Raw genomic sequence first — 11216 nt, 5'->3', positions numbered from 1 at the left:
ACCGGCCCGGCGGCCCCCGGCACGCCCGCCGCCTCGCCGGCGACGGCCGTCGCGCCGGTGGCCGCCACGCCGTCGCCGAACGCGCTGCCCGGCCCCGACGGCGCGGGACGCATCGTCTATTTCGACTACGACAGCGCCGTCATCAAGCCCGAGTTCCGCTCGCTGCTGGATGCGCACGCGCGCTACCTCGCGACCCATGCGAGCACCAGGCTGACGGTCGGCGGCCACACCGACGAACGCGGCGGCCGCGAATACAACCTGGCGCTGGGCCAGCAGCGCGCCGAGGCGGTGCGCCGTGCACTGCAACTGCTGGGCGTGCCGCCCGTGCAGGTCGAGGCCATCAGCTTCGGCGAGGAAAAGCCTGCCAAGGAAGGCCACGAGGAAGCGGCGTGGTCCGGCAACCGCCGGGCCGAACTCGCCTACCGCTGAAGCCCCGCGGCGCCGCAGGCCTGCACCGCCTGCCGCACCGCCTCCAGCATCGCCGGCTGCGACGGGTCGTGGCCGGCTCCCTCCACCAGCCGCAGGTTGGCGCGGGCGCCGATCGCCTGCGCCAGCGCCCGTGCGCCCTCGGGAGGACAGATCCGGTCCTGCATGCCCTGCACGATTTCGACCGGCACCGGCGGCAGGCGCTCACAGCGTTGCAGCAAAGGCGTCGGGGCGAGCCAGCAGCCGTCCTTCAGGTAATGGCTCTGGATGCGGTAGCGGTCCACCAGCCGCTGCAATTCATCTTCAATGGGCGTGGCAGTCGGCGCGGCGCCCGCGAGGCGCTGTTCGCTGTCCCACCAGCATGCCGCGGCTGCCCGCTGCGCCTCCATGGGCCCGTGCGCGAAGAGATCGGCCAGCAAGGCGGGCAAGGACTGCTGCGCCGACGCGGCCTGCTGCGTGAGGTCCGCCCAGCCCGGAACGCCGGTGTCGATTGCCGCGGCGAAGAAGCGGGCGATATCTTCCTCGCGCGCCAGGAAGGGATTGCGCAGCACCAGGCCGGTCACGGCTTCCGGCTGGTCGATGGCATGCAGCAGCGCCAGGGTGGCGCCCCAGGAGCCGCCGACCACCAGCCAGTTCGGCACCTGCAGCTGAGCGCGCAGCAGCCGCAGGTCCGCCAGCAGGTGCGCCAGCGTGTTGTGCGCGATCTCCCCGCGCGGCGTGCTCAGGCCCGCGCCGCGCTGGTCGGGACAGAGGATGCGCCAGCGCGCGGGGTCGAGGCCGGCCCGCTGCAGCGGTGAACTGCCCGAGCCCGGGCCGCCATGCAGCACCAACGCCGGCCGCCCCGCGGGATTGCCGTACTCGCCGACATGCATGACGTGCCCGCCGTCCAGGGGCAGGCGATGCACGATGGCGGCGGCTTTGCTCACGCGCGCATCGTAAGCGCGTCAGGCCACCTGGCGCGCGGCGGGCAGGATCTGCGGGCCGAGCCGTCGCAGCAGTTCCGCCAGGTCGCTGCGGTGCTGCGGCGACCACTCGGCGAACAGCGCCTCGAGGTGCTGGCGGCGCGCGCGCACCACCTGCTCCAGGCTCGCGCAGCCTTCGGGCGTGAGCTCCCAGCCGCCGGAAGCTTCATGCAGCACCAGGCCCTTGCCGGCCAGCGCCTGCGCACCGCGCTCCAGTTCTTCCAGCGTGAAGGGCGAGAGCGGCTGCAGGTCCGCGAGCTGCGCGTGCGGCGCCTCGTTCAGGCGCAGCAGCAGCCACGCGGCTTCCGGCGCCAGCGCGAGGCCGGCCCGCTCGGCGACGGCGGCGACGTGGCGCCGGCGCAGGTCGCGGTCCATCACCGCGGCCAGGCCGCGCAGCAGTTCCTCGTCCGGCGGCATCGCGCGCGGCATGGCCATGGCCTGGCCCAGCTCCTCTCCCACGTCGCCCGTCGTGGCCGCCACGGTCTCGCGCAGCGGCCGCTGCGGCAGCAACCAGCTGAGGGCGAAGCCGACCAGCGCGATCGCGGCAGCCACGCGGAACACGAGCGCCATCGCATTCGTGAACACCCCCGCGTACACGGCCCGCTCGGCCGGCGCCAGCTGGGTCGCCTCCTGCAGGTTGGGCAGCTCGGCGCCCGCGGGCAGCCCGTGCGCCGCGGCGGCGATGAAGACGGCGCCCAGCACCGCCGTGCCGACCGCGCCGCCGATGGAGCGGAACAGGGTGCTGCCGGCGGTGGCCACGCCGAGGTCGCGGTAGTCGACCTCGTTCTGCACGGCGATCACCAGCACCTGCATCACCAGGCCGATGCCCATGCCCAGGAACAGCGCCATGACGAGCAGGAAGACCAGGCTGCTGTCCGCGCGCACGAAGGAGAGCGCGAACAGCGCGCAGGTCATGAGCGCCGTGCCGACGATCGGAAAGCGGCGGTAGCGGCCCGTGCGGCTGATCCACTGCCCGGAGGCGATGGACGACAGCAGCATGCCGGCGATCAGCGGCAGCATCTGCAGGCCCGCCGCGGTCGGCGTCTCGCCCTTCGCGACCTGCAGGAAGATCGGGATGTAGGTGACCGAGCCGAACATCGCGAAGCCCACCACCAGCCCGACGCCGCAGGCGACCTGGAAGGCGCGCTCGCGGAACAGGCGCAGCGGCAGGATGGGCTCCGCCGCGCGCCGCTCCGCGAAGGGGAACGCCACCAGCGCCAGCACGCCGACCACGGCGGCCGCGGGCAGCCAGGGCGACCGCCAGGCCTCGCGCGTGGCGCCCACGTCGGCCACCAGCACGATGGCGGAGAGGCCGAGGGCCAGCAGCGCCGCGCCGGCATAGTCGATGCGGCGCTGCCCGCTCGGCGCCGCCGCGGGCAAGGTCGCCGCCACCAGCGCCAGCGCCACGATGCCCAGCGGCAGGTTGAGGTAGAAGATCCAGCGCCACGAGAGATGCGTGGCGAAGTAGCCCCCGATCACGGGACCGGCGGCGCTGGCCAGCCCGAAGACGGCACCGAACAGGCCCTGGTAGCGGCCCCGTTCGCGCGGCGGCAGGATGTCCGCCACCACGGCCATCGCCGTGACCATCAGGCCGCCGCCGCCGATGCCCTGCACGGCGCGGAAGACGATCAGCTCCGGCATGTTGCGGCTCATGCCGCACAGGGCCGAGCCCACGAGGAAGATCACCACCGCGATCTGCAGCATGCGCTTGCGGCCGTACAGGTCGCCCAGCTTGCCGTACACGGGCGTGACCACGGTCTGCGCGAGCAGGTAGGCGGTGACCACCCAGGACAGGCGCTCCAGCCCGCCGAGCTCGCCGACGATCACCGGCAGCGCGGTGCCGACGATGGTCTGGTCGAGCGCGGCCAGCAGCATGGAGATGAGCAACCCGCCGATGGCGGGCAGCACGCTGCGCGGATCAGGTTTCTGAACGGGGTCCACGCCGCGCAGCGTAGATGAGCGGGCGCGCCCGCCTCGTAGGACGCCCCCTTCAATGCGGCTGCGAACGCAGCACGCCGCGCCGGCTGGCCAGCACGGCCAGGGCGATCAGCACCAGCACCAGCGCCTGCGCGATCAGGCCCTGCTCGTTGGGATGGATGCCCAGCAGCGGCACCGAGATGAAGTGCGCGGGCGTCGAGCTCAGCACGCCGGCTTCCTGCAGCGCGGCCACGCCGTTGCCGACGAACACCACCGCCATCACCACCAGCAGCACCGAGGTTGCGGTGAAGAAGGGCCCGATCGGCAGGCGGACGCTGTACCTCAGGATGAACCAGGCCAGGCCGGCGAGCAGCACGGCCGCCGCCGCGATGCCGGCCAGCACCGCGCTGTGCCCTTGCGGCCCCGCCTGGGCCCAGAGCGTCTGGTAGAAGAGGACGATCTCGAACAGCTCGCGGTAGACGGCGAGGAAGGAGATGCCGGCCATTGCCCACAGCGTCTTCTTGCCGAGGGCCGCTGTCACGTGCTCGCGGATGAAGGCCTGCCACGCCTGCGCGTAGGAGCGCTTGTGCAGCCAGAAGCCGACGTACAGCAGCATGGCGGCGGCCAGCAGGGCCGACACGCCTTCGGTGAGTTCGCGGTCCGCGCCGGTGATCTCCCACAGGTAGCTCGCGACCACCCAGGTCGCCACGCCGAGCAGCACGGCGCCGATCCAGCCGGCGTGGATGTAGGGCAGGGCGTCGCGCCGGCCGGTCTTGACGACGAAGGCGGCGATGGCGGCCAGCACCAGGATCGCTTCCAGCCCCTCGCGCAGCAGGATCAGCAGCGAGCTCACGAAGGCGGCTTCGGTCGAGAGCGCGTCGCCGGAGAGCCGCTCGGCCGCGCGATCGAGCAGCGCCTCGGTCCTGGCCACCTGCGCGGCCACCGCATCGGCCGGCGCGCCGGCGTCGATGGCGGAACGCAGCGCCATCATCTGGCGCTCGGTCTCGGTGCGCAGCGGCGCATCGAGGTTGTCCAGGCTGGCCTCGACCAGCTCGAAGCCTTCCAGGTAAGCGGAGATCGCGAGCTGGCGCGCGCCGGCGGCGTCGCCGTTCCGGTAGGCCGCGAGCGCTTCGTCCAGCTTCGCGCGCGTGAAGGCGAGCGGCGCCGGACGACCGGCCTCGAGCGCCTCCGGGTGCGCCGTGAGGTAGGCGCGCACGGCATCGAGTTCGGCGCCGCCCTGTTGCGCGAGCGCGCCGGGCGACTGCGTGACGAGCGCGCGCAGGCTGCCCAGCTGCTCCTTGCCCTTGCCCTCCTGCCAGAGCGCCTCGCCCTGGCGCAGCGTCGCGGGCGTGGCGCGCAGGCTGCCGGCCAGGAAGGCCAGCGCCCAGCGGTCCGCTTCCGGCAGTTCGGTGAAGGCGCGCATCGGCGTGCCCGCGAGGCCCAGCGTGATCGTGTTGTAGAGGCCGTAGAGGCTGCGCTGCCGCATGCGCGCGTCGTCGTGGAAGTTGCTTGGCGCCGGATCCATGCCCTTGGCCGCGGGGCCGTCGCCGCGGCCTTCGGCGCCGTGGCAGGCCACGCACTGGGCCTGGAAGATCGCCTGCGCCTTGCGCAGGTCGGGTGCCTGGCGCGGCGCGGTGGCGAGCTGGTAGGCGCGCACCAGTTCCGCGATCACGCTGCGCGCCTGCTGCGCCACCTCGTCGCCGGCGGCCTTGGCGTCCACGCGCGCGAGCAGTTCGCGCGTCTTGGTCAGGAGGCCCGCCTGCCCGGGATTGGCCGGCAGCTGCTCGATCAGCGCCAATGCGCGCGTCACGAACTCCCGCTGCTCCTGGTATTCCGCCTCGTCGGCCACCTTGCCGTCCTGCACGGCTTCGGGGTAGTCGACGCTCACGTAGTCCAGCATGTGGATCACGGTCTGCGCCTTCTCGTCGCTGGCCTGGGCGAAGGCGGCGGAGGCGAAGGCGAGGAGGAGCGTGAGGGCCGCGAGGCGGCCCAGGCGGCGGGCGGCCGCGCGGAAGAGGCAGGAGATGAAGGTCATGACGGTGGGAGCGACGGCGCAAGAGGCCGTCGGCCGCCGTATCTTAATGCGAATTATTCGCATTGGAAAACCACGCCGCCGGGCAGCGGTGCGAAGAGACGCCGCCCTGCCAAGGTCAGGTGCTGCGCCCCGCGGCGCAGCACCCCCACTCAATGCGCTTCCGCCTGCTGCGCCGCCAGGATCACCGCCGCCTCGTCCGCGCGGGCACCATTGAAGAACAGGTTCAGCGCCACCGCGGCCACCGAGGACAGCAGGATGCCCGATTCGATCAGCGGATGGATGCCGTGCGGCATCCACTGCTTGAAGTTGGGCGCCACCAGCGGAATCATGCCGACGCCGATGGCGATGGCCACGATCAGCGCGTTGTGGCGGTTGGCCTTGAAGTCCACGCCGGCCAGGATGCGGATGCCGGTGGCCGTGACCATGCCGAACATCACCAGCCCGGCGCCGCCCAGCACCACCGTCGGCAGCGATTCCACCAGGGCCGCCATCTTGGGCAGCAGGCCCAGCACCAGCAGGATGGCGCCGCCGGCGGCGCAGACGAAGCGGCTGCGCACGCCCGTCACGGCGACCAGGCCCACGTTCTGCGAGAAGCTGGTGTAGGGGAAGGTGTTGAAGATGCCGCCCAGCAGCGTGCCGAGGCCGTCGGTGCGCAGGCCGCGCGTGAGCATCCGCTGGTCCACCTTGCGGCCCGTCATCTCGCCGAGCGCGAGGAACATGCCGGTGGACTCGATCATCACCACGATCATCACGATGGTCATGGTCAGGATCAGCATCGGGTCGAAGCGCGGGGCGCCGAACTGGAAGGGCAGCACGATGTCGACCCAGGCCGCCTTGCCGACCTTGTCGAAGTTCATGAAGCCGAAGGCCGCGGCGACCACGCCGCCGATCACGATGCCGAGCAGCACCGAGATGTTGGCGGCGAAGCCGCGCGCGTACTTGGCGATGAGCAGGATGGAGGCGAGCACCACGCCGGCGATGGCCACGCCGTGCAGGTCTGCGTACTTCGGGTTGGGCACGCTGGGCAGCAGCGCCAGGCCCTTGGGCGCGGCGGGCAGCGGCGAGCCCGGCGCACCGGCCGCGGCGGTTGCCTGCGACAGCCACTGCGCGTGCTCGGGGTTGACCAGGCTCGGCGCCGTGGGCCCCACCGGGTTGCCGAAGATCCAGTTGATGCCGATGCGCATCAGGCTGATGCCGATCACCGCGATGATGGTGCCCGTGACCACCGGCGGGAAGAAGCGCAGCAGCCGGCTCATGAGCGGGGCGATCAGGATCGAGATCAGGCCCGCGGCGATGATGGCGCCGAAGATCAATTGCGCGCCGGCGGTGCCGGGATTGGCATTGGCGATCGCCACCATGGGCGCGACGGCCGCGAAGGTCACGCCCATCATCACCGGCAGCCGGATGCCGAACCACTGGGTGGCGCCCAGCGACTGGATCAGGGTGACGAGGCCGCAGCAGAACAGGTCGGCCGAGATCAGCATCGCCACCTGCTCCGGCGGCAGCTTGAGGGCGCGGCCGACGATCAGGGGCACCGCCACCGCGCCGGCATACATCACCAGCACGTGCTGCAGCCCCAGGGCGGTCAGCCGCCCCGTGGGCAGCCGCTCGTCGACGGCATCGGTTTCGCTTCGCATGGGAGTCCCTCCGGTCCTATCTGGTGCACGAAACTGTATACAGTTTCGTGCACGCCCCTCTCATGGAGAACCCTCGGATCCGGCGTCCGGCGGCGCCGCGGCAGGCGCGCCGGACGCGAACCGCCGGTTCAGCGCAGCAGGTCCAGCAGCGTGCGCGCGACCACCTTGGTGGCCCGCTTCAGGTCGTCGAGCCGCAGGTGTTCGTCGGCCCGCTTGGCGTTCGATTCCAGCACCGTGCGCGGCCCCGCGCCGTAGATGACGCCCGGCACGCCGGCCTCGCCGTACAGGCGCACGTCGGTGTACAGGGGCGTGCCCATCGCGGGGATGTCGACGCCGAACAGTTCCTTGCCGTGCTTCTGCAGCGCGGCGACCAGCGGCTGCTGGCCGGGCGTGGGCTTCAGGGAATTCGCCAACAGCAGGCGCCGGATCTCCACGCTCGCGCCGGGGGTTTGCGCGGCCGCTTCGGCGATGGCCTGCCGCACCGCGGCCTCGACCTCCTGCGGGTTCTCCTCCGGGATCATGCGGCGGTCCAGCTTGAACACCACCTTGCCGGGGACCACGTTGGTGTTGGTGCCGCCCTCGATCAGGCCGACGTTGAGGTAGGGATGGTTGATGCCGGGCACGCCCGAGCGCACCTCCCGGTACTGCGCGTTGAGCGCGTAGAGCGCGTTCAGGATCTTCACCGCCGCCTGCAGTGCGTCGACGCCGGTGTCCGGAATCGCTGCATGGGCCATCTTGCCGTGCACCGTCACTTCCAGCTGCAGGCAGCCGTTGTGCGCCGTCACCACCTCGTAGCTGAAGCCGGCGGCGATCAGCAGGTCCGGCCGGGTCAGCTTGTTCGCCAGCAGCCAGCCGGGGCCGAGCTCGCCGCCCATTTCCTCGTCGTAGGTGAAGTGCAGCTCCACCCCGCCGCGCAGCGGGGCCTGCAGCGCCTCCAGCGCCCGCAGCGCGAACGTGAAGCTGGCGAAATCGCTCTTGCTCACGGCGGCGGCGCGGCCGTAGATCTTGCCGTCCTCGATTTCGCCGCCGTAGGGATCGTGCGTCCAGCCCTCGCCGGGCGGCACCACGTCGCCGTGGGCGTTGAGCGCGATGGTGGGGCCGTCACCGTAGCGGCGCCGCACGATCAGGTTGGTGATGGCGGTCAGCCCGCGGGCCTGCACTTCCGCCTGCGGCACCGGGTGCTTTTCCGCAGCGAAGCCGAACTCCTGCAGCAGTTCGGCCGTGCGCTCGGCATGGGGCGCGCTGTTGCCGGGCGGCGTGTCGGTGGGCACGCGAATCAGTTGCTGCAGGAAGCCCACTTCCTCGTCGAAGTGCGCGTCGATCCAGGCGTCGAGTCGTTGGTAGTCGTTGTTCATGGGGTTTCTTCGGCAAGCCGGTCCAGCAGGTGGCGGAAGGCCTGCACGCCCAGCTCGATGTCGTCGTTGGTGCTGGATTCCAGCGGGTTGTGGCTGATGCCGGCGTTCTGGCCACGGACGAACAGCATCGCCTGCGGCATCACTTCGTGCAGCTTCATGGCGTCGTGGCCGGCGCCGCTGGGCATGCGGTACACGGGCAGGCCCAGCGACTGCACGGCGCTTTCCCAGCGCGCCTGCCAGGCCGGCGCGCTCGGCGCGGCGGCGGCGCGCATGGTCTCCTCGGCGGAAAAGCGCAGGCCGCGGCGCTCGCAGATCTCCTGCAGCTTCGCCAGCACGTCGGCCACCAGGCGGTCGCGCTGCGCGTCCTGCGGCGCCCGCAGGTCCAGCGTGAAGACGCAGCGGCCCGGCACCACGTTGATCGATCCGTTGGGCACTTCCAGGATGCCGATGGTGCCCACCGAATCGCCGTCGCGCGCGGCGCGCTGCTCGACGAACAGGGCCAGTTCCGCCACGGCCACCGCGGCATCGCGCCGGCGGTCCATGGGCGTGGTGCCGGCGTGGCTGGCCATGCCGTTCACCTCGCATTGGTAGCGCACGCCGCCGTTGATCGAGGTGACGACGCCGAGCGGCAGGTCCAGCTCGTTGAGCACCGGGCCCTGCTCGATGTGCACTTCGACGAAACCGAGATAGCGGGTGGGATCGCGCTTCAGCGCCGCGATCGCTTCCAGGCTGGCTGGCAGGCCGGCTTCGCGCATCGCCTCGCGCATGGAGATTCCTTGCGCGTCCTTCTGGTCCAGCCAGCGCGGATCGAAATGGCCGGTCAGCGCGCCGGAGCCGAGGAAGGTCGCCTTGTAGCGCTGTCCCTCTTCTTCCGCGAAGCCGACCACCTCGATGCCGAAGGGCAGGCGCCGGCCCGCCCGCGCGAGCTCGCGCACGCACACCATGGGCGCGAAGATGCCCAGCCGCCCGTCGTACTTGCCGCCGTTGCGCACGGTGTCGTAGTGCGAACCCGTGAGGAGGTATCTTTCTCCCTCCCCCCCTGGGGAAGGGCCGGGGTGGGGGCGCGCCGGGGCGTATCTCCCCACCACGTTCCCGACCGCATCGATCCCCACCTCGTCGAAGCCGCACTCCCGCATGGTCCCGGCGATCTGCTGCGCCGCCGCGCGGTGCGCCGGCGTGAGGTAGGTGACCGTGAGCTGGCCCTTCTCCGCATAGCCGGGGTCGCTGTGCTGCGCCAGGCTTTCGTGCCAATCCCATACCAGGTTACCGAGCGTCGGTTCGACGCCGAACTTGTCGTTCAGGCGCAGTTCGACGATGCGGTGGATGTTGCGCAGCGCCTCGGCCCGCTCGAACTCGGGATGGTTCTCCAGCCGGCGCGCGAAGGTCTCGATGATCTGCTGGCGCGTCAGCCCCGTGCCGCGCGGTCCCCGCACCGCCAGGATGAAGGGAAAGCCGAAGCGCGCGTTGTAGTCCGCATTGAGCTGCTGGATGCGCGCGAACTCCTCGGGCGTGCACGCGGTGAGGCCGGCCCGGCTCTGCTCGCTGGTGGACTCGCTGGTGAGCGTCTTCGCCACCATGGCCTTGCCGGCGAGCTCGGGGTGGGCGCGGATCAGCGCCAGTTGCGGGTCGATGCCGGCCTCGCGCACGATCCCCGCCATCGCCTGCTTCAGGTGCGAGAGCGAGCGGAACGGCCGCAGCGCCAGCGCCGCCTCGGCGATCCAGGGCGAGTGCTCGTAGAGCCCGTCCAGCAGGCGCAGCGCCTCGGCCCCGTCGGCCGCATTGAGCTGTTCGATGGTGATGGCCATGTCAGTTTCCCGTGCAGGGATGGACCTGCTTCCAGTGGCGTGCGATGTCGATGCGGCGGCACACCCAAACGCGGTCGTGCCGGGCAATGTGGTCCAGGAAGCGCTGCAGGGCCACGATGCGGCCGGGGCGCCCGAGCAGGCGGCAGTGCATGCCGACGCTCATCATCTTCGGCGCCTCGTCGCCTTCGGCGTACAGCGCGTCGAAGGTGTCGCGCATGTACTGGAAGAACGGGTCGGCATGCGAGTAGCCCTGGGGCAGGGCGAAGCGCATGTCGTTGCAGTCCAGCGTGTAGGGCACGACCAGGTGGTTCGCCATGCCGCCGTCGCTCCTGGCCACCTTCATCCAGAAGGGCAGGTCGTCGCCGTAGTAGTCGCTGTCGTATTCGAAGCCGCCCTCGTCCACCACCAGCCGGCGGGTGTTCGGGCTGTCGCGGCCGGTGTACCAGCCCAGGGGCCGCTCGCCCGTGAGCCGGCGCTGGATCTCGATGGCGCGGCGCATGTGCTCGCGCTCGGTGGCTTCGTCCATGTCCTGGTAGTGGATCCAGCGCCAGCCGTGGCAGGCGATCTCGTGCCCGAGTTCCACGAAGGCCTGCGTCACCTCGGGCGAGCGCTCCAGGGCCATGCCGATGCCGAACACGGTGAGCGGCAGGCCGCGCCGCTCGAACTCGCGCAGGATGCGCCACACGCCGGCGCGCGAGCCGTACTCGTAGATGCCTTCCATGCTCAGGTGGCGCGCGGGAAAGGCCGGCGGATTGAACATCTCGGAGAGGAACTGCTCGGAGCCGGGGTCGCCATGCAGGACGCAGTTCTCGCCGCCTTCCTCGTAGTTGAGGACGAACTGCACGGCGACGCGGGCGTTGCCGGGCCACTGGGCATGGGGCGGACGGCGGCCGTAGCCGGCCAGGTCGCGCGGATAGGGCGCGGTGCTGTCGTAAAGGGTGCTCATGAAAGTGCGACGGCGATGTCGTGGGTGGGCACGGGGCGGTCGAAGGCGAGGCCTTCCTCCACGTGCAACAGGTGGTCCTGCATCAGCTTGACGGCCCGCTTCTCGTCCTTGGCCGCCAGGGCCTTGACCAGTT

General features: G+C 71.3%; 7 protein-coding genes and 2 pseudogenes. 1 reads left to right on the top strand and 8 read right to left on the bottom strand.

Annotated elements, in window-relative coordinates:
• Positions 1-429 (top strand): peptidoglycan-associated lipoprotein Pal (pal, locus tag VFM98_RS13110; RefSeq protein WP_325110363.1); only part of this gene is annotated, 429 nt, incomplete at its 5' end.
• On the opposite strand, the gene VFM98_RS13105 is transcribed toward pal, so the two are convergent.
• The 8 genes and pseudogenes from VFM98_RS13105 to VFM98_RS13070 form a co-directional block, all read right to left on the bottom strand.
• Positions 420-1352, bottom strand: coding sequence for an alpha/beta fold hydrolase (locus VFM98_RS13105; protein WP_325110362.1), 933 nt, complete (start codon positions 1350-1352; stop codon positions 420-422). The genes pal and VFM98_RS13105 overlap by 10 nt on opposite strands.
• A gap of 513 nt (positions 1353-1865) precedes the next feature.
• A pseudogene (locus VFM98_RS13100) lies at positions 1866-3338 on the bottom strand (MDR family MFS transporter); the annotation flags it as partial.
• A gap of 40 nt (positions 3339-3378) precedes the next feature.
• Positions 3379-5340 carry a cytochrome c/FTR1 family iron permease gene (locus tag VFM98_RS13095; protein ID WP_325110360.1) on the bottom strand — a complete coding sequence of 654 codons (1962 nt, stop codon included), beginning with the start codon at positions 5338-5340 and terminating at the stop codon, positions 3379-3381.
• A gap of 149 nt (positions 5341-5489) precedes the next feature.
• The gene (locus tag VFM98_RS13090; protein WP_325110359.1) at positions 5490-6977 is read right to left on the bottom strand and encodes a nucleobase:cation symporter-2 family protein; all 1488 of its coding nucleotides are present in this window, start codon (positions 6975-6977) and stop codon (positions 5490-5492) included.
• A 128-nt stretch (positions 6978-7105) separates the two neighbouring features.
• Positions 7106-8332 carry an ArgE/DapE family deacylase gene (locus VFM98_RS13085; protein ID WP_325110358.1) on the bottom strand — a complete coding sequence of 409 codons (1227 nt, stop codon included), beginning with the start codon at positions 8330-8332 and terminating at the stop codon, positions 7106-7108.
• On the bottom strand, positions 8329-10137 hold the full coding sequence (gene uraD, locus VFM98_RS13080) for a 2-oxo-4-hydroxy-4-carboxy-5-ureidoimidazoline decarboxylase (RefSeq protein ID WP_325110357.1): 1809 nt from the start codon (positions 10135-10137) through the stop codon (positions 8329-8331). The genes VFM98_RS13085 and uraD overlap by 4 nt, the downstream gene beginning before the upstream one ends.
• Before the next feature lies 1 nt (position 10138).
• Positions 10139-11083, bottom strand: coding sequence for an allantoinase PuuE (gene puuE, locus VFM98_RS13075; RefSeq protein ID WP_325110356.1), 945 nt, complete (start codon positions 11081-11083; stop codon positions 10139-10141).
• A pseudogene (locus VFM98_RS13070) lies at positions 11080-11216 on the bottom strand (GntR family transcriptional regulator); the annotation flags it as partial. The gene puuE and the pseudogene VFM98_RS13070, both read right to left, overlap by 4 nt.

Source organism: Ramlibacter sp. (assembly GCF_035706265.1).
Lineage (GTDB): Bacteria > Pseudomonadota > Gammaproteobacteria > Burkholderiales > Burkholderiaceae_C > Ramlibacter.
This window is presented reverse-complemented; position numbering and strand designations above follow the sequence as displayed.